This is a genomic window from Bombella sp. ESL0385, from assembly GCF_009725755.1.
Lineage (GTDB): Bacteria > Pseudomonadota > Alphaproteobacteria > Acetobacterales > Acetobacteraceae > Bombella > Bombella pollinis.
In genome coordinates, this window is the sequence record NZ_WNIJ01000001.1 from 983,161 (window position 1) to 1,001,921 (window position 18,761).

Here is an 18,761-nt window from a genome sequence, read left to right on the forward strand (position 1 = left end):
GACGAAAATTTATGTCGAATTCAGCTAGGAGAAAGCCAGAAAAATCTCCACAGAATTGCTTTAAAAGAGGGAATGTCTGGTGGGCGGAGATCATCGTTTCTGGTGTCAGACACAGACAAAGCCTACGCACGAATGATGCGCGGGAAGCGGCGCGCCGTGTAGCGCGTCTGCGGCAGGAGATCACTCGCAAGGCGGTCGGGGTAGAGGGTGAAAAATCCTGGAAAAGTGCAGTGGTTATGTGGATGGAACACGGACTTGATGGCGTTAAGCCGTCTGTTGCCCAGCGTTACCTGAGCAGCATAAGAAATTTTGATACTCTGTTCTCTAACCTCTTGCTTCCTAGCATCAAGACGAAAGATGTTGCCGACTGGGTGCGCTGGCGTAGGGACAGGGGACAAATGCCTAGAGGAGGAGCAGAAATAGACATTGGGAAGAAGCCTGTTTCGAATGCGACAATCAGACGCGACCTGACGGCCCTCTCGCGCTTGATGTCATTTTGCTGCTCTATTGGTTGGCGGGATGACAATCCTGTCCGAGCATATGATAGATCCATCATTAGGGAAAAGAGGGAACCGCAACGCCCTCCATCCATTCAGGAGATAGAAGAGGCCATCAAGGAAGCGTCCCCACCAATGGCTGGCATCCTCAAGCTTTTGTACCAGACAGGAATGAGGTTGAATGAGGCTGTACATCTGGAGAAAAAGCAGATCGATCCTGAGCGTCAGCAGATATTGCTGACACGGACAAAAAGTAGCCATCCGCGGGCTTTATCATGGGAGACGCCGGGCGGGAATGCGACTGATGCCATCATGGACGGAGCCGATGAGGGGATACTATACCCCAGCTCTGATACGGGAGAGGCTTTCCGCAATTTTTCATCCAATCACGCTCAACTCATGAGAAGGCTGGTTAGGATGAATCCTGAATACAGGCGGTTTAATGTCCATTCGCTACGGCATGCCTTCGCCATACGGTGGTTGAAGAATGGGGGAAGCCTGTATCGCTTATCACGGCATCTCGGGCATAGTTCAGTGAAGGTAACTGAGCACAATTATCTTGGTTATCTGACAGTCGAAGAACAGGAGATTGTCCAGATGCAAACAGATGTTTGAGTGTGGGGGATTTTGTGGGGGGTGGTGCGATAATAGGGATGTTTTTTGGCATGAACCGTTCTCGAAAAATCACAGTATTCCGTAAGTTACGGAAGTTAATATTAATTTCATGGGTTTGCTAAACCGTTATACGGGTAACTCCCGTATCGTGGGTTCGAATCCCATCCCCTCCGCCACGGATTACCAGAAAAAAGCAAAGAACACCTCAAAAATAGATTATCTCCCCTTTTTGAGGCCCCCAGCGAGGCCCCCAATTTTCTGCGCTCTCTCACAATTAATCTGTTTCTCTGCGGGCAGATTCGCGCGCGCTCTGTTATCTCGCTTCTTAGAAAACAGCCAAAAATAAACGTCAGAATGTGACAGATTGTGACATGAAGTGATAGTTAATGATAGGAAAATATGGGTAGTTGTGTGGGTAATAGCTCGGCTATAGAGGGAAAATGCTTACCGATATTGTTATAAAACGTTTCAACCCTAAGAGAAGCTTCATAGTAAAGAGGGATTAGTTATCAGAGTACTGCTTAATGGATCGAAAATATAGCTGCTCAGGTACAAGGTAAGTAGAAAAGAGAATACATTATTAATTAAGCCATATTTAGATGTTTCTCTGGCGCAGGCTAGAAAAGTCTATTTCTTGGTCGCAGTCTGTTATATTATTGGCAAAATGGTATAGAATTGGATGTCTAGCTATTTCGGGGTTAGCGAAAGCTTTTCGTCCGCTTCCTGTTATCACGCAGTCGCAGCATGAACATGGAGATAGACCATGCCTACTTTATTTGTTGAAGCGATTGATCATCTTGTTCTGAATGTTAATGATATTGATGTATCGTTTGATTGGTATTCAAATATTCTTGGAATGTGTGGGAAGAAGATTGTTTCAAAAAAAGTGGCGTGCGAAAAATATACTTTTCTTTGGTAATCAGAAAATAAATTTTAGACAGAAGGATATATCGCAAGAAGACTGGTTTACAGCGAGACATCCCCTTGAGGGAACAGCAGATCTGTGTTTCCTCGTCAGTCTGTCCGCAGATGATGTTGTAAAGCATCTGACACATCATAACGTAAAGATTGAATGTGGACCTGTAATAAAAGAGGGAGCTTGTGGGAAAATTTCCTCCGTTTATTGTCGTGATCCCGATGGGAATCTGATCGAATTATCCTCCTACTAAAGAGTCGGTTTTTTTTGCTAGTATATTTCTAAGATGTGTGGCAATCGTTAAATAGCTCTAGCACGGATATTATGATGGTCATCTTTCCATTGCTAGCGCTTGAAAAGTTATATTGTGATTTGTTTGGCTATCATGAGTTTTATATATATTATACTTTTTTCTTGAAAAATAACAAACAAATCACACAAATCGGGAGGAATATTTGAAAAAAATAAAATAATCTAAAGAACCATTGGCTATTAATTTTTTTGTTTTTATCATCACAACTAATTTGTGTTGTAAGTTGTATTGCCTCGTAGCCATAGGTTTTTAGCTTCTCTTCAATATCTTCTCCAACTTTTACTGCACTAATAAGAAAGTTTCTGTACCATTTTTCTGCAAAGAGACAGCTAAGAGCAATGATAACATAAAAAAATAATATAGAAATTATAATATATTTTTCATTATTTATATCTGAATCTTTCAACAGGTAAGCAGCGAATAAGAAAAGAGCCGAAAAACAAGTTCCGAGTAATCCTCTTACGCGCATACTAATATCGTTAAAATGTTCTTGTGTATCAATGACTCTTTTCCATGCCTCTAGATAAATATTAACTGAAGCAATTTTATCGTCTTCTGTTCTTCTAACTCCAAACATCATGATTCCTTTCTCATGAAAAAGTTTCACCATTTTATTTATTGTAGAGCAGCCTATGCGTCAGCTGACAATATAAAAAAGGGACGGCAGAAAAACCGTCCCCTTCTTTAACAAAGTAAAGCCAGAAGCTTACTTAGCCTTACCCTGGTTAGCTACGGCAGCAGCCTTAGCGGCGATTTCTTCTGCATCGCCGAGGTAATAATGCTTCACAGGCTTAAAGTTCTCATCGAACTCATAAACCAAAGGCACACCGGTGGGGATGTTCAGGTTGAGGATTTCATCCTCTGTCATGTTATCCAGATATTTCACCAGCGCGCGCAGGGAGTTCCCGTGGGCTGCGATGATGACCTTTTCACCTTTTTTGATACGGGGTAGAATGCTCTTCTCCCAATAAGGGATAACGCGCTCAATGGTGAGGGCGAGGCTCTCTGTGGTGGGAAGCTCATTAGGGCTAAGATGAGCATAGCGTGGGTCATGGCCGGGGAAACGCTCGTCAGACCGCTCCAGCGCAGGGGGGGTAACAGCAAAACCGCGACGCCATTGCTTAACTTGCTCATCGCCATATTTCTTGGCGGTCTCGGCTTTGTTCAGCCCTTGGAGCGCACCATAGTGACGCTCATTAAGACGCCAGTTTTTCTCAACAGGGAGCCATGCTTGGTCCACACCATCAAGAATGTTCCATAATGTATGGATTGCGCGTTTTAGAACGGATGTATAAGCGAAGTCGAAGGAATAACCCTCCTTACGCAGGAGCTCGCCCGCTGCTTTGGCTTCGCTGCGTCCTTTTTCGGACAAATCTACGTCATACCAACCGGTAAAGCGGTTTTCTTGGTTCCACTGGCTCTCGCCGTGACGAACCAGAACAAGCTTGGTTACAGCCATGATAAACTCCTTAATATATAAGGTTTAACGACAGGGAGAGAGTGCGCCAGTATGGCGAGAACTGCAAGGCCCTCACTAGGATTTGCGCGCATTGTTGTGCATGGCCGTTATGATGATCGAGAAAGGCCACGGTAAGTCGTCGTGGCCTTTCTCGTATGGGGTTAGTTATTTTGTTCTTCTTGTTGTTGAATGTAACGCCGTGCTTCAGGCGAAATGCGCAGCGTCATTGTTAGGCCTGCCGTGATGAGATAGATGACCGCGAATGTCCAGATAACATAGGCCATGCCTGTCCCGAAGATGAGCTCGCAGAGGGATACAATGGCCGGACCAACCCATGTTGAGGCCCCAGCCCCTAAGCCAAGAATAGAGAGGGCAGCGGCTTTCTCGCGGGGGCAAATTTGCGGCATAAGCCCAGAGAGAGGCACAAAGGCTGCGATAGAAGCCCCATATAAAATCCCAACTGCGGCGGCAGCAGCAAAATTACCCGGATACCAAAGTGGAATGTAATAAAAGAGGGGAATGGTTACGAATCCACCAATCCCACCAAAGACAGCTACAACAAAACGATAGCCGATTTTATCCGCCACCATGCCAGAGATGAGGTTAACAATAATATTGCTTAAGAAAATTAGGGATAGAAGATTTAACCATTGCCCAAGAGTAAAGCCTAGATGGTCCACAAAGAAGCCCGGCATAATAGCGAGAAAAGCATATTCGGAGGAGGTATCAACTGTTCTTACAATGCCTGCGATGAGAGTTTTAGGCTCCCGCCATATGATGCTGATAGACCCTAAAAACGCTTTTTTAGGGGAGACATCAGTGGGGAGGAGGCGTTGTGTACCGGTTGGTTCATGCGTGAAAAGGAGGGCCAACAACCCGCCAATAACGACAAGCCCTAATGAACACCAGAAGGTATTGATTTCACCAATCGCAGGAATTGCGAAACGGGCGAATTGAGAGCCTAACGTTGGCAGCCCGGCGGAGAAGGAAAACCAAAACCATCCAGCCGCCGCACCTAACATTGTACTTGGGGTTGCTGCGGCAATCCAAACCAAGAAGCCATAAGCAAAGAGGGGGTAAGCAAAGCCGCGTAACGTGTAAAATGTAAGAATCCACGTGCTATTATTAGGCGTTAGCCCGAAGATGAGGAAGCCGACCTCTAAAACAGCCCATAAAATAAGGCCAATCCACATTACTTTTTTAGGCCCCATTAGGTCCGATAGGGGGCCGGCGAACCATGCAGCAAGCATGACCGTAATGCCGTAACATGTGAAAAGCTCATTCACAAAACTTTGTGGATGGCCCGTATGAAGCATGAAAGTATCTAAATACCCTGCCTCGACACCATCGCCCACCATGAAAAGTAGTTGCCCAACAAAGGCCCAAAAGAGGGCTTTTGGGATGCCTATTTTCTCGACAAAACTTGTTTTTTTGGTCACAGAGTCTGCCATTAAAAATCTCTCCCATGATGTAAAGAAAGAAGAAAACCATATTAAATGGCTTTATCCCTTCATTCTTAGTGGATGATGAGGTGATATAGTGTTGAATATCCTCTCAATATTTAAGCCTAACACTTATAAGCTTACGATTATCCCCTCCATAGCATGATGAGGATATTTTTTCAATTATCTATGGGTGTTTGAGGGGCGACCTATATCTCTTATTATTTCTTATAATGATGAAGTTATTATGGGTATTCATCGGTTTTACGGAGTCTTTTCCCATGATGTGTTGCAAGAGTTGGAGGGAGGATAATGGCTTAAAGATTTTAGTTGCGAAAGAATGTCATTATCACTAGCGTGAAGAAAGATTAGCCAGCCAGAGGCGAAGATAGATGATTATATGCTCATGCAATGGGTTGTCGGATAGGGATGTGCAGACAGCCATCCAAGCCGGAGTTGTGAAACTCTCTGAGATTTATGCGGCGCGACAATGCCGGGTAAAATGTGGGAACTGCGTAAAGGGCGTAGCGTGTTTGCTCAAAGCGGCTCGCGAAACAAATTGCCCATGCCCCACAACCTTGGAGTTGGAGGAGCAAATGGCAGCTCAGGCTGTTGGGGATGAGGAGCTGGTTATAAAAAAAGAGGCCACCCTATAGGGAGGCCTCTCTTATAAGCTTAGCAGCTAACAGTAATTATTATGAGCCGCTATTCTGGTCTGCACTCTCGGAGTTGAGAGTGATGTAACGCTCGATGCCAATTTGCTTGATGAGGTCGAGCTGGGTATCGATGAAGTCCTCATGGGATTCTTCATCAGCGAGGATGCGGAAAAGAAGATCGCGGGAGACGAAGTCACGCACGCTCTCGCAATAAGCGATACCTTCGCGGATTTTCTCCAGAGCGAGAGCCTCGACCTTCAGGTCACATTCTAGAATCTCTTGAACATTCTCACCGATTTGCAGCGGGTTGAGATGTTGTAGATTCGGCAAGCCACCTAAGAAGAGGATGCGTTCAATCAGCCAATCGGCGTGACGCATTTCCTCGATGGATTCTTCATATTCCTTTTTGCCTAATTTTGTAACACCCCAGTGGTTCAGTGTCCGGGAGTGAAGGAAATATTGGTTAATGGCGGTTAGCTCATTAGCCAGTTGAGCATTTAAGAACTCGATAACTTTAGGGTCTTTTACAGGCATGTGCCTCTCCTTTGATGATTTTATAAAAGTAGGAACCATCCAACGGCAGTACACATAAAAGTTCTTTTGTAAAAAATCAATAAAAAAATTTTATTTCATGTATTCGTAGGTGATAATCATTATCATATATTGCTATTTGAAAAAGATTATCAGCTTCATCTTTGAAATTACATCATATCCCACATTTTTGGTTGGTTTTTAGGGGAGATAATAGGGGTAATAAGCTATGCCTTTCAGAGTATTCATCCTTTAGCAAAATGCTTTACGGGTTTCTGTTTGTTTGATAGAGATAGAACGATTAGAAACAAGATGGAGACACATCATGGACCTCCTCCATATTTTGCAGGCGCGTTACACGACAAAAGCCTATGACGCTACGCGGCGAATCCCTCAGGATAAAGTGACGCAGTTAATGGCGGCTCTGCGCTTCAGCCCGTCATCAGTGAATGCACAGCCGTGGCACTTTATTCTTGCTGATGATGAGGCCGGTAAGCAGCGTTTAGCTAAGGCAACCCCAGTGGAGAGCCCGGTGGCCTATAACAGGGAAAAAATTATAGATGCGTCCCACGTTGTCTTACTGTGTGCGAAGAATGAGCTAACAGATTCGTATCTGCACTCTGTGTTAGAACAAGAAGAAAAAGATGGTCGCTATCAGGATGCTGCGGCGCGCGATGGCTTTGCAGCAGCACGCGCGGGCTATGTGCAACAGCATAAAACAGCAGGTGATGTAGCCCATTGGAACCAAAAGCAGGTCTATATAGCGCAAGGGTTTTTGCTACTTTCGGCAGCTATGTTGGGGATTGATGCAACCCCTATTGAAGGCTTTGAGCCAGAAGCACTCTCTCATGAGTTTGGCTTAAAAGAGAAAGGCTTAACCCCACTTGTGATGGTCTCTCTGGGATATCATGCAGAACGCGATAATAATGCAAAGCGTCCTAAATCCCGCCTAGGGGAAGATGTTTTATTCTCTAAGGCCTAAGAGGCATAATTAATGGCTGGGGGAGAAACTCCCCTAGCTATAGGCTATATGACAATTTTTAGGGGGGATGCTGGCGGAGAGAGAGGGATTCGAACCCTCGGTACGCTATTAACGTACACACGCTTTCCAAGCGTGCGCCTTAAGCCGCTCGGCCACCTCTCCTGCGAGCGTGAGCCGGACAATAGCATCATTTATGGTGACTGCAATCCCCTTTTTGAGAATTTTTTATAAATGCCTCAATTAAGGCTGCGGATTTTACGCCGGGCCGTTCTTCCACGCCAGAGGATACATCAACTGCTGGAGCTTTGCTGGTGGTGATAGCCTCAGCAACATTATGAGGGGTCAGCCCGCCTGCTAACAGCCATGGGGCAGGGGCGTGCCATGTCTTTGTAAGGCTCCAATCAAAGGTACGGCCTAGCCCGCCGGGGCGGGTATCCCCAGCCTGTGCGGGGGCTTCGATAATATAGCCATCCAGAGCGGATGAGTGGGGTAAATCCTCTTTATGGGTTACTCCACGGGCGAGCCAGACCTCTTTACCAGTGGCGTGTTTTATATGGAGGGCTGTCGCTTCATCGGTGTAAAGCTGCAAAATATCGAGGGGAACATTTTGCAAAAGAGAGAGAATGTCCTCGCATGAGGGTTTAACGAATAACCCCACGCGGTAAGGCCCACCTTGTGCAGGTGTGGGGATAGCGGCGTGTAATGTTGCGGCGTGATGAGGATCTATAAAGCGAGGTGAGGCTGGGTGAAATACCAGCCCCACCCAGCGGGCCCCTAATGTAGCGCAAGCTTGTATGTCCTCAACCCGCGTTAGGCCGCAGATTTTAACATCTATGCTCACTGTGAGGCTGCCTGTAGTTCATCCTGAATCGCCTGCGCTGCGGCAGCAGGATCGTCCGCGCGGGTGATGGGGCGACCAACAACAATCCAATCCGCCCCTGCTTCAGCGGCTTGGGTGGGAGACATAACGCGCTTTTGGTCATCAAGCGCACTGCCAGCAGGGCGGATGCCGGGGACAATGAGTTCCGGTTTATTGCCAAGGGCATCACGCAGAGCAACAAGCTCGTGTGCGGAGCAAACAAGCCCATCTGCTCCTGCTTGAATGGCCATTTTCCCAAGGCGCACAACTTCATCAAGCGGTGTATCGTTGATGCCCACTTCAGCAAGGCTTTGCTCATTCATGCTGGTGAGGACTGTAACAGCAAGTAGCTTGGGGCGGTCTGGCCCGCCCTCAAAGGATTCCTCTAACGCTGCGCGGGCACGAGCAATCATCTCAGGGCCGCCAAGGGCGTGGATGGTGGTTAAAAAAGGACGGAGAGGCGCAAGAGCCTTTAAGCCTGATGCAACAGTGTTAGGGATGTCGTGGAGCTTGAGGTCCAAAAACAATTTTTGGTGTTCGCCAAGGGCGCGTACAGCATCCAGACCACAAGCATAGGTGAACTCTAACCCCAATTTAATGGCATCCACCTTTCCTTCAAGCTGGGTGGCCCATTGGGTGGCTTCCTCATAGGAGGCGGTATCAAGAGCAGCGATAAGGCGTGTGCGTGTGCTGGACATAAGAGGTTCTTCTTATTGAGGAAGGGGGTGTTTGGTCTCGGCAGATGATGCAGATGCGGCAGCGGGTTTAAGCTGGTCAAGTCTTTGGTGCAGCTCAATAAGCTGTTTTTGTGCGCCGCGTAATTGGGATTCGGCTTTGCGAGCGCGCCGGCGTTGGCGAATATCTCCTGCAGCCCCTAAGAGGAGGCCAAGGATGAGCGATGGGACAGAGAGCAACGCGATGAGCTTGCCCATTTTGATGGAAAAGCCAAAAGAGGCGATCCAAACAGTGGTGGCGTCCAAATTGCTCATAGAGAAAATGGCTATAAAAGCCACAAAGAGGACAATAATTAAAAGCCGTATCATTAAGGTACTCCTATCCCGCTTCAGACAGGGCGACAAAGCAGGGCGCAAGGGCTGAACTGCGTTGAATGGTGAACATAACTTTAGAAGAAGTTATCCATTCTGTCATCCTAGGGGTGTAAATTGTCTGCATAATGCTTTTTGGGGAGGCTGGCGAGGCTACGTTCCCTAAGGGGTAGAATCTCTGCTATAGGTTCGGGGAGTATCTTGGAGCAAGATAAGGTGGCGGGGAGATTTATGGATCAGGGTGAAGTTTTTGGTGAGGCACCAGCGAGTCTGAATCAGCAGGGGCCTTTATGGTCTGGGTTTGATGCTGCGTGGTATCGCCGTCGCTATGCGCATCAGCTTGCCCCAAAAGACGCTGCTTTAGATGATAAGGCACTGCATAATTATTGGGAGACGAACGAGGCGGCCAAACTTACGGCCCCTAATCGTTATTTTGATGAGGCGTGGTACCTAGAACATTACCCTGATGTGCGCCGAAGTGTGCAGGAGCAAGGCATTTTTCGGAATGGGTTTCAGCATTATGCGGAGGTAGGCAACCAAAGCTGTGCGGGACATTGGTTATTCTCGGCAGAATATTATCTTAAAGAGAATCATGATTATGGGTTCAGGGCCTTACGTAAGGCGGGATATGCAAATGCGTACGACCATTTTTTAGCGGTAGGGGATAAGCAATTCCGGTCTCCGCATGTATTTTTTGAGCCAGAAATACTGATTAAAAGTTGCCTTGCTAAGGATATTCCTTTTGACCCGTCCCAAGGGACATTCTCTCAGTATTTATCGCTTGATGATGTGGAGATGGGGACAGTCCGTACCTCGTGGTATTTTGACCCAGCATGGTATGTAGAGACTTACCCGCAGGTTAAAGCGTTAATAGAGCAGGGCCTTTTCATTAATCCGCTTCATCATTATTTATGCTGTGACGAGCCACAGAGTTTTAACCCTAACCCTTATTTTGATGAATCCTATTATTTGGAGCAGTATCCTGATATTCGTGAGGCTGTAGCCCAAGGAGCCTTCCGTAATGGGTATGCTCATTTCATGCGTAGTGGGATAAGGGAGCTGCGTAATCCCTCTGCTGAGGTGGATATGCGGGCCTTTGCCGCGGGGCTGGATATACCGCGGGATCTTCACCAAGCTCATGTGGCAAATATATTCCAACTTTTAGTAAAGCAGCGAGACGAGCCAGAGACGCCGCCAGTTGCTAAATTATCTGCCACAGCAGCGCGGACTGTAGCGTTAAAGAAGGTAGAGGCGAGTTTACCTTCTTTATGCCGCCAGCCTTTGTCTTTTAGTGCAAATGCGACCCCTCCCTTAACGGTGTTGCTCATCTCTCAAGGGAATTATTTGTTAGATGTAGCAAGCCTTACCGCTCTGCATGCGCAGGGGGTACCGGGCTTACAAATTATCATTATCGGGAGTGCATCACGCCTAGCGCGTCAGCGGCTGGAATTGGCTATTGAGGGGATTGATTACTTTAACAGTGATGAGCATTTGCCGCTTTGGCAGCGTGTGCAGGATGTTCTGCCCTTTATCCGTGGAGCGCATATTTTGCTCATAGAGTCGGGGATGCAGCTCTTTCCTATGACGTTACCGGCTATGATGGAGGCTCTGAATACACCTCATAGTGGGGGTAGTGGTAAGATTTTGGCGGCCAATAATGTTGTGTTGGAAGCCGGAAGCACCGTTTGCCGTGATGGAGCTGTGACCGCACGCAGGCAAGGTGTGGAGGCTTTAGCACATTCTGTGAGCCTTCAGCGTGAGATAGAAGCAGTGCAAGGTGGGTTGCTCTTTTGTGGCTATGACGGTCTTGAGCGCGCTTTATCTTATGTTGGTAAGCCAGTGGAGGAGGCCTTCTTTACCTGTCTTTCTATGGCGTTGCGGGCTGTGGGGGAAAGGTTGGTATATTGGCCTATCATCCAAGCAAAGGCCCTGCATGTTACCGCTGAGACTTACGCACAAGACCGCATCACGAAAGAGGCGTTACGCCGGATATTCCCCACATTCTTGCCCACACATTCTATCGTCCCGAGCGATGGAGATGGGGGGCTGAATCGTCAACCGCAGGTTATGATGATTTTTCAGCATCTCCCTAGGGCGGTAGAGGGTGGGCCTGCACGGCGTATCATGCAGCATATCCAGCTTTTCCGGCAAAAGGGCTGGCGGGTTATGGTCGTAGGGTTGGAGAGGGGAGAAGAAGACCGTCTTACCATCGCTTGTGATTATCCAGCGGATGTAGATTGTTGGTGCGGTGTGAAGGACATAGCGACTTTCATGCAGCAGCATCAGGCTGGGGTGAAGCTTTTTTGGCTGGTAGGAGCATCCTCTTTGGGGCGTGTGGGGCCTGTTTTGGCGTCTGGGACACTGCTCCTTCATGATAAGGCGATTATGCTGGATATTGTGGGGCAAAAAGGCACGGGCCTTAACGCCTTAGAGCAGCATATGCGCCGCCTTGTCGGTATGGTGGATGAGCCTCATACTTTGGTGCGAGAAGCCCAAAAAGAGCTGGAATATGCGTGGTTATGCCAAGGTATTCTTGCGGGTGATGATGTAGATGCCGCGCTGTTACATCGTCTGGGTTATGGTAATGTTGTGCAGCTCCCTTATGCTGTTGTACCGGAGCAAATGGAAACGGGGGCTGAGGTTTTTGCCCGGCGGAAGGGCGTTTTATTTCCCTTGCCTATCTATCAGGCCGGGGATGCTGGGCATGATGGATTTGATTGGTTCTGCCTTGCCATTATGCCGCATTTACAACGGCATTTTAAAGACCATTTCTCTATTGATGTGGGGGGGTATCATCACCCTTCTGTTGATATTGGGTTTTACGAGAGAATGGCCCCTCTGGATGGTTTTGCAGAGACGGAGCGGTTGGCTACTGTTCTTAAACAATGCCGTGTGGTTATGGATCCGGCGCGTGTTTTGGCGGCCACAGCCATTGAGATAGTGGAAGCTGCCGCCCAAGGTGTGCCCGCTATTATAAGCAGCGCGCAAATGGAGCGTTTGGGCTGGAAGGATGGCCAAGAAGCTCTTGATGGTGGGGTAAATGCTCCAGAACATTTTGCTCAGCAGATTATTCGCCTGTACGAGGAGCCAGAGCTATGGGAGAGCCTCCGTATAAAGGCCTATGAGTTTGTAAGCAAAGAGCATAGTGCCACAAAACAGCGGGAGATATTTGATCGAGTTTTAGAGCAGCTCTTTCAACAGCCGGTTGTGATAGACCCTGCCCCTGAGGTGCCCCCCTTTAAGCCAGAAAGAGTCTTCGCTCCCGCGCCATTGCGGATTCAGCTTAAAGTTTCGCCGGTGCCTGTGGTTGATGAGGCAGAGGAAGATGAAGGGGAAGACCAAGAGGCAGACGATGTCTCTCCCTTGCCGACCCATATCGGGGTAACATTATCAAATGATTATGAAAGCTCACGAGATGCACAATAAGATGAATGGCATAATGTCTGATGTTCTTCATTATGTTGATGAGCAGCAAGATGCTGCCCGCGAGCGGCTTTTTGATTTGCTACGCATCCCTAGTATTTCTACGCAAAAGGAACATCGTGAGGATTGCCGTCGCGCTGCGCAATGGTTGGTTGAGGAGTTGTGCACTATAGGCTTTGCAGCAGAGACGCACGATGTCAAATGGGCTGAGCCGGGGCATCCGATGGTTGTTGGTCATGCCGATGAGAATGACGCTTATGCCAAGGCTGGGCAAACGCATGTTCTTTTCTATGGGCATTATGATGTTCAGCCAACGGACCCGGATCATCTATGGCATAGCAAGCCTTTTGAGCCGTGCATAAAGGAGGATGAAACAGGGCGGAAGGTTATCGTGGCACGCGGAGCAAGCGATGATAAAGGACAGGTGATGACCTTTATCGAGGCCTGTCGAGCGTGGAAGGCGGTGCATGGCCGCTTGCCTGTGGCGGTGAGTATCCTTTTGGAAGGGGAGGAAGAATCGGGCGGGGAGAATCTATTGCCTTTCCTCAAGGCGCATCAGGCTGATTTACGCGCTGATATCGCCCTTATTTGCGATACGGCGATGCCTAATCGTCATACCCCAGCCATTACAACCTCTTTACGCGGTACGGTGGCGGAGGAGATTTGTCTAACAGCGGCTAAGCAAGATTTACATTCTGGCATGTATGGCAATGCGGCGGCTAATCCTGCTTATTTGTTATGTCGCTTTATTAGTGGCTTGCGCGATGAAACAGGCCGCATCACCTTACCCGGTTTTTATGATGGTGTGGTCGTGCCAGATGAGCAAACGCGGGCACAATGGGCGCATTTATACCCTGATGATGCCGCTTTGTTAGGTGAGGTTGGCTTGTCTCACGCGGCAGGGGAGCAAGGCTTTAGCGCAATAGAACAAACATGGTGTCGCCCTAGTTTTGAGGTTAATGGCATTGGCGGTGGGTACCAAGATGATGGGTTTAAAACCGTTATCCCGGCTCAAGCCTCAGCAAAATTATCGTTTCGCCTTGTGCCGGGGCAGGACCCGTTGAAGATTCGGGAGGCATTTCGGGCTTATGTGCGTGATAACCTGCCAGAGGATGTGACTGTCACTTTTACATCACATGGGGCCTCTGCTGGTTTTGCGGTGGAAAAAGAGAGCCCATATCTTGCCGCAACACTCAAAGCCTTGAGTGAAGAATGGGGCGAGCCAGCCGTTACAACGGGCTGTGGTGGGTCTATCCCCGTTGCGGAGGAAGTCCGGCATGCTTTGGGGATGGATGCCTTGATGGTGGGGTTTGCTCAAGCGGATGATCATATTCATTCCCCTAATGAGCAATATGGTTTTGAGTCTTTTCATCATGGGATCCGCTCTTGGGTGCGCATTCTCGCAGCTTTAGCGGAGTGAGACGATATGAAGGCGGCACCACTCGCACTCACAATGGGTGATCCCGCTGGCATAGGGCCAGAATTAACAGGCCGTGTTTGGCAAGCATTGCGGGATACGGGATGTGTCTTTTTCTGGATTGGTGATCCGACTTTGTTGGGTGAGGCGATTGTATGGCAAGAGATCACTCATCCAGCAGAGGCGAGAGCTTGTTTTGCCCATGCCCTGCCCGTTCAGCGGGTATCGTGCCCGGAGGTTGTGCAGCCGGGTAAGCCTTCCGCGCAAAATGCCCCCGCAGTTATAGAGAGTATAAAACAGGCTGTGCATTATAGCTTGGCGGGTCAGGCTGGGGCTGTGGTGACTAACCCGATTGCTAAGCATATATTAGCGGCTGCGGGGTTTCCTCATCCGGGGCATACGGAGTTTCTTGCCTCTTTATGTAAGGCTTCAGGACAAGAGGTGATGATGCTCGCCTGCCCAGAGCTGAAGGTCGCTTTAACGAGTATTCATGTTTCTCTCCAGCAGGCCATTAAGTGTTTATCGGCGGAGCGTATTGTTGAGGTCAGCAAAATCACGGCCAAGGCTCTAAAGCGTGATTTTGGGTTTACGAATCCTAGATTGGCTATTGCGGGTCTTAACCCTCATGCCGGGGAGCATGGCATGATGGGGGATGAGGAGGTGCGGATTATCCGCCCTGCTATTGAGGCTCTTACTAAAGAGGGCATTAATGTTATTGGCCCGATGCCCCCTGATACGATGTTTAGTGCCGCTGTGCGTAGCCATTATGATGCGGCGATTTGTTTATATCATGACCAAGGGCTTATCCCTGTAAAGACTCTTGATATGGCAGGGGGGGTGAATATCACGCTGGGCCTTCCCATTATTCGGACCTCACCTGACCACGGTACAGCCTTTGATATTGCCGTGGGGCGTGGGGAGAAAAGCCGTGCGGATTGTTCTAGTCTTTTATCAGCGATGAGAATGGCCCATGATATGGCGCATCAACGAGCAGTGACTGAGTCTCACTGCAAGTGAGCAAGAAAGGATAAGCCGATGATTCGTCTTGGTATTAATGTGGATCATGTTGCAACATTACGAAATGCGCGTGGTGAGGCTTATCCAGACCCTGTGCGTGCAGCAGAGCTTGCTTTACAGCATGGTGCTGATGGGATTACCGCGCATTTGAGGGAAGATCGCCGTCATATCCGAGATGAAGACGTAAAACAGCTGCGTGCTTTGCCCGCTCCACTTAATTTTGAGATGGCTGTTACCGATGAGATGGTCGCTATTGCATGTGACTTAAAGCCTCATGCCTGCTGCTTAGTGCCTGAGAGACGGGCGGAATTGACAACTGAAGGCGGCTTGGATGTGATCGGTCTGCGCGATCATCTTGCTCCGCATATCACGCGCCTGCTTCAGGCAGGTATTCGTGTTTCTTTATTCATCGACCCAGAGCCAGAGGCTATCCGTACTGCTGCGGCCTTGGGGGCCCCGGTGATTGAGCTGCATACGGGGGCCTATGCCGCAGGCAAAGCGGGAGAGCTGGAGCGATTGCATCAGGCTGCCCGCATTGCTGGGGAGGTAGGGTTGGAGCTCCATGCGGGGCATGGGCTGACCTATGAAAATGTTACGCCGATTACAAAATTGCCGCATCTTAAAGAGTTAAATATTGGGCATTTTCTAATCGGCGAGGCCATTTTTGTTGGGTTAGGGCCTTCGGTAAGGCGGATGAAGGATTTATTGTCGTAATAAATCCGTTTAGTCGCCGGGCTCATTAATAACGGGGAGGCCATTATCGCCCTGCTGGATGTTAATGAGCCCACGATTGCGGGGAACATCCGGTATTGTTCCATCCTTAGGAGCAGGCTGGATGAGAGGTGTGCCGGGCTTATGTTTATAGAAAGGTACATATTTACCCGATTGGTCTGAATAGGTGGCCTTGGGGCTTTGCTCTGGCGTTGGCGTAGAATGGAACGCAGAGATTGGCCCCATAGGCCAGATGCCCGGTGCATCCCGCATGGTCCCTTCTGGCTGACGCGCACAACCGCGTGTGAGCATGGAGCAAATACCATCTTGGCCGATATATTCATCATCATCACCCGTATAATGGACCTCTGAAACGCGGTCATGGTCTATGCGGATGAGCATACGGCAGCTAGCCCCAGCCCCACCAAAAATAGATTGATACGCACTAATGGCCGCACTGGCAGGAATCAAACCAGAATCCGGAAGTGAAGGAATGGAGCGGCTGATGTCATATTCCCACACAGCTGTTGTGTCGTTTAATGTCTTTGTCGAATTAGGGCCGCCCGCACAGGCTTGGAGGTCATAGGTCGTCATGCCGATCATCTCATATTGAGCGCGATGAGCTTCCCGCGCATCCCAATAGCCACAAGCTGTGAGAGTGACGGGCAAAAAGTAAGCAAGGCAACGGACAACCTTTGGGAGGGTCATTGTTTCTTCCATATGTGTAGAGTTACGAAATATGGGAGATGCTCTATCATGTTTTCCTTTCCATCGGGAAGATGGGTTTTCGTCTTCTTAGCAATGGGCTAGAGAGGGGAAAGATTCATTCCGTATTTGGAGCTTACTTTATGGCTGATATGTCCCACTCTGAAATCCTGCGCTTACAGGCGGCGTTACAACGTCTCTTGGGCTCTCCCAAGCTGACGGTGAATGTCCCCCCTCGTAAGGGTATGAGTGTGGAGATCGCTGTGGCAGGCGAGGTTGTAGGGACGGTATATCGTGATGAGGATGAGGGCGAAGTCTCTTATGCCGTCAACCTCACCGTGTTGGAGGAGGACCTCCCCGCTGCCTAAGGGGGGAGGCACCGTCCTTATTTTATGGGCTTGTTTAGGTGAGTGGGGCGCAGCTTTCTTTCACCCACTCATGAAGCTCCCTCTCTAGGAGGGGCAATAATCTTTCCTGCACTGTGGCGTGATAACGGTCCAACCATTGCCGCTCATCTGGTGTGAGATGCGCCGTGTCGATGAGACGTTTATCAATGGGTGTGTGGGTGAGGGTTTCAAACTCCAAGAAGGGGCCTGATGGGCCGTTAAGTGTGCTTTCCTTCACTAAGAGGAGATTCTCAATCCGAATCCCATACGCACCGACCTCATAATAGCCGGGCTCGTTAGAGAGAATCATGCCCGGTACTAACCCGGTTGGCCTTAGTGCTACGGAGATAGATTGCGGCCCTTCATGGACGGAGAGATAACTCCCAATGCCGTGGCCTGTACCGTGGTCGAAATCCAGCCCCATATTCCATAAGGCAGAACGTGCTACACTATCGAGCCGATACCCCGATAGGCCGTGCGGGAAGCGTTGGCGGCTTAGCGCGATATGCCCGCGCAACACAGCAGTAAAGGCCTTTTTAAGGGCGGCTGGTGGCTCATCAGGGCCAATCCATAGAGTGCGGGTGATGTCGGTGGTGCCGAAGGGATATTGCGCCCCACTATCGACAAGATAGACGCAATTCTCTGTGAGGATACTATCGCGCCCTACTTCCGCTCGGTAATGGGGATAAGCCCCATTCGGCCCCGCTGCGGAGATTGTTTCGAAACTAGGGCCTTTATAATCAGGTGATAAAGCCCGGAATGATTCTAACTTCGCAGCAAGTGCCGTTTCACGCTGGCCAACACCGTGTTTTTCTACCCAATGGAGGAAACGGGCAAGGGCAATACTATCAAGCTGATGCGCCCGGCGATTACCGTCTTGCTCTGTCTTGGTTTTTATCGCTTTGGGCAATGTGCAGAGGTCTGGCCCATCAGCAATTTCAGCCCCTGCTGCCTCTAGCGTCATACGGAACCAGAGTGGGGTTGTTGCTGGGTCTAGGCGGACAAGTTTGCCGGAAAGATGTTGTAAAGCCGTTGGTAAAGAAGATGGGGCTTTTGGTAAAATGCCGTCATCTTCTACAGCATCATGAAAGCGGCTTTGTTCAGCAAAAATCTCAACCTGCCCACTCGCATAAAGGATACCATAAGCATGGGCTATGGGGGTCATGGCAATATCATGGCCCCGGATATTGAGTAACCAAGCGAGAGACGGGCAATCGGCTATAATCATGGCCTCTTGGCCTGCCTTGCGTAATTGTTGGGCAAGCTCTGCTCGTTTCTCGCGGCTTGTTTTGCCGGTAAACTCTAATGGATGATGGATGATAGGGGTTGTTGGGGGGACGGGTTGGTCAGTCCAAGCGGCATCAATGGGATTGCCCTCTAGGGCGATGAGCTGAATATGGGGAGAGGACCATGCTGCAAGCTCCCGCTGGCTGACTAATTTTGGGTCATAACCAATGCGTAAGCCCTGGGCATGTTCTTCTAACCATTGCCGGGGCGGGGTCTTGCTACTATGGCGCGTTTCCCAATGCTCGGGGAGGGTTTGGTCCTTCATCTGCACGGTATAGCGTCCATCCGAAAAGACACAGCCTTTATCGTTTAGTAAGATGGCCAGCCCTGCGCTACCGGTAAAACCCGTCAACCATGCGAGCCGCTCTGCATAGGGGGCAACATATTCCCCCAAATATTCATCCCCGCGCGTTATGATAAACCCTGCAATATCAAAATGCGGGAATTGTTGGCGCACGAGAGCGGGACGGTCTTTTAGTGGAAGAGACGACAAAGACAT

General features: G+C 49.2%; 18 protein-coding genes and 1 tRNA gene. 9 read left to right on the forward strand and 10 right to left on the reverse strand.

What is annotated here, in order from left to right; genetic code table 11:
• The first annotated feature begins 11 nt into the window (after window positions 1-11).
• Both GM557_RS04565 and GM557_RS08915 read left to right on the forward strand, forming a co-directional pair.
• Window positions 12-1,112: a site-specific integrase gene (locus GM557_RS04565; protein ID WP_230880595.1), complete on the forward strand. Its 1,101-nt coding sequence runs from the start codon at window positions 12-14 to the stop codon at window positions 1,110-1,112.
• A 763-nt stretch (window positions 1,113-1,875) separates the two neighbouring features.
• On the forward strand, window positions 1,876-2,031 hold the full coding sequence (locus GM557_RS08915) for a VOC family protein (protein WP_230880596.1): 156 nt from the start codon (window positions 1,876-1,878) through the stop codon (window positions 2,029-2,031).
• Window positions 2,032-2,429: 398 nt separating this feature from the next.
• Here GM557_RS08915 and GM557_RS04575 read toward each other — a convergent pair whose 3' ends face one another.
• The 3 genes from GM557_RS04575 to GM557_RS04585 all read right to left on the reverse strand — a co-directional run bounded on the left by GM557_RS04575 (window position 2,430) and on the right by GM557_RS04585 (window position 5,251).
• Entirely contained in the window at window positions 2,430-2,921 is a 492-nt protein-coding gene (locus GM557_RS04575; protein ID WP_155573143.1) for a hypothetical protein, read from the reverse strand.
• Between the two features lie 126 nt (window positions 2,922-3,047).
• Window positions 3,048-3,800, reverse strand: coding sequence for a 2,3-diphosphoglycerate-dependent phosphoglycerate mutase (gene gpmA, locus GM557_RS04580; RefSeq protein ID WP_155573144.1), 753 nt, complete (start codon window positions 3,798-3,800; stop codon window positions 3,048-3,050).
• A gap of 161 nt (window positions 3,801-3,961) precedes the next feature.
• Entirely contained in the window at window positions 3,962-5,251 is a 1,290-nt protein-coding gene (locus GM557_RS04585; RefSeq protein WP_155573145.1) for an MFS transporter, read from the reverse strand.
• A gap of 383 nt (window positions 5,252-5,634) precedes the next feature.
• Between GM557_RS04585 and GM557_RS04590 the strand changes: the two genes are divergently transcribed.
• A complete protein-coding gene (locus GM557_RS04590; RefSeq protein ID WP_155573146.1) occupies window positions 5,635-5,898 on the forward strand; it encodes a bacterioferritin-associated ferredoxin in 264 nt (87 codons plus the stop codon).
• A gap of 39 nt (window positions 5,899-5,937) precedes the next feature.
• Here the strand turns inward: GM557_RS04590 and bfr are convergent, their stop codons facing one another.
• Window positions 5,938-6,432: a bacterioferritin gene (bfr, locus tag GM557_RS04595; RefSeq protein WP_155573147.1), complete on the reverse strand. Its 495-nt coding sequence runs from the start codon at window positions 6,430-6,432 to the stop codon at window positions 5,938-5,940.
• Between the two features lie 322 nt (window positions 6,433-6,754).
• Here bfr and nfsB point away from each other — a divergent pair, with 322 nt between their 5' ends.
• Complete coding sequence (gene nfsB / locus GM557_RS04600) at window positions 6,755-7,411, forward strand: oxygen-insensitive NAD(P)H nitroreductase (RefSeq protein WP_155573148.1); 657 nt, start codon at window positions 6,755-6,757, stop codon at window positions 7,409-7,411.
• Between the two features lie 71 nt (window positions 7,412-7,482).
• Here nfsB and GM557_RS04605 read toward each other — a convergent pair.
• From GM557_RS04605 to GM557_RS04620, 4 genes are all read right to left on the reverse strand, one after another.
• A tRNA-Ser gene (locus GM557_RS04605) sits at window positions 7,483-7,573 on the reverse strand.
• Between the two features lie 25 nt (window positions 7,574-7,598).
• Window positions 7,599-8,252 (reverse strand): N-(5'-phosphoribosyl)anthranilate isomerase, encoded by a 654-nt coding sequence (locus GM557_RS04610; RefSeq protein ID WP_370513427.1) that lies wholly within the window; start codon window positions 8,250-8,252, stop codon window positions 7,599-7,601.
• Window positions 8,249-8,968, reverse strand: a complete 720-nt coding sequence (gene pyrF, locus GM557_RS04615) for an orotidine-5'-phosphate decarboxylase (RefSeq protein WP_155573149.1) — start codon at window positions 8,966-8,968, stop codon at window positions 8,249-8,251. The genes GM557_RS04610 and pyrF overlap by 4 nt, the downstream gene beginning before the upstream one ends.
• A gap of 12 nt (window positions 8,969-8,980) precedes the next feature.
• Window positions 8,981-9,313: a LapA family protein gene (locus tag GM557_RS04620; RefSeq protein WP_155573150.1), complete on the reverse strand. Its 333-nt coding sequence runs from the start codon at window positions 9,311-9,313 to the stop codon at window positions 8,981-8,983.
• Window positions 9,314-9,547: 234 nt separating this feature from the next.
• On the opposite strand from GM557_RS04620, the gene GM557_RS04625 reads away from it, so the two are divergent.
• Genes GM557_RS04625 through GM557_RS04640 form a run of 4 tightly spaced genes read left to right on the forward strand, consistent with a single transcriptional unit; the run spans window position 9,548 to window position 15,887 of the window.
• Window positions 9,548-12,742, forward strand: a complete 3,195-nt coding sequence (locus tag GM557_RS04625) for a glycosyltransferase (RefSeq protein ID WP_155573151.1) — start codon at window positions 9,548-9,550, stop codon at window positions 12,740-12,742.
• Window positions 12,743-12,755: 13 nt separating this feature from the next.
• Window positions 12,756-14,159, forward strand: coding sequence for a M20/M25/M40 family metallo-hydrolase (locus GM557_RS04630; RefSeq protein ID WP_230880597.1), 1,404 nt, complete (start codon window positions 12,756-12,758; stop codon window positions 14,157-14,159).
• A 6-nt stretch (window positions 14,160-14,165) separates the two neighbouring features.
• Window positions 14,166-15,173 (forward strand): 4-hydroxythreonine-4-phosphate dehydrogenase PdxA, encoded by a 1,008-nt coding sequence (pdxA, locus tag GM557_RS04635; RefSeq protein ID WP_155573152.1) that lies wholly within the window; start codon window positions 14,166-14,168, stop codon window positions 15,171-15,173.
• Window positions 15,174-15,191: 18 nt separating this feature from the next.
• Window positions 15,192-15,887 (forward strand): pyridoxine 5'-phosphate synthase, encoded by a 696-nt coding sequence (locus tag GM557_RS04640; RefSeq protein WP_155573153.1) that lies wholly within the window; start codon window positions 15,192-15,194, stop codon window positions 15,885-15,887.
• Between the two features lie 9 nt (window positions 15,888-15,896).
• On the opposite strand, the gene GM557_RS04645 is transcribed toward GM557_RS04640, so the two are convergent.
• Window positions 15,897-16,592 (reverse strand): hypothetical protein, encoded by a 696-nt coding sequence (locus GM557_RS04645; protein WP_230873278.1) that lies wholly within the window; start codon window positions 16,590-16,592, stop codon window positions 15,897-15,899.
• A gap of 140 nt (window positions 16,593-16,732) precedes the next feature.
• Here GM557_RS04645 and GM557_RS04650 point away from each other — a divergent pair, with 140 nt between their 5' ends.
• Window positions 16,733-16,957, forward strand: a complete 225-nt coding sequence (locus tag GM557_RS04650) for a DUF3126 family protein (protein WP_099027357.1) — start codon at window positions 16,733-16,735, stop codon at window positions 16,955-16,957.
• A 34-nt stretch (window positions 16,958-16,991) separates the two neighbouring features.
• Here the strand turns inward: GM557_RS04650 and GM557_RS04655 are convergent, their stop codons facing one another.
• The gene (locus GM557_RS04655) at window positions 16,992-18,761 is read right to left on the reverse strand and encodes an aminopeptidase P family protein (RefSeq protein ID WP_155573154.1); all 1,770 of its coding nucleotides are present in this window, start codon (window positions 18,759-18,761) and stop codon (window positions 16,992-16,994) included.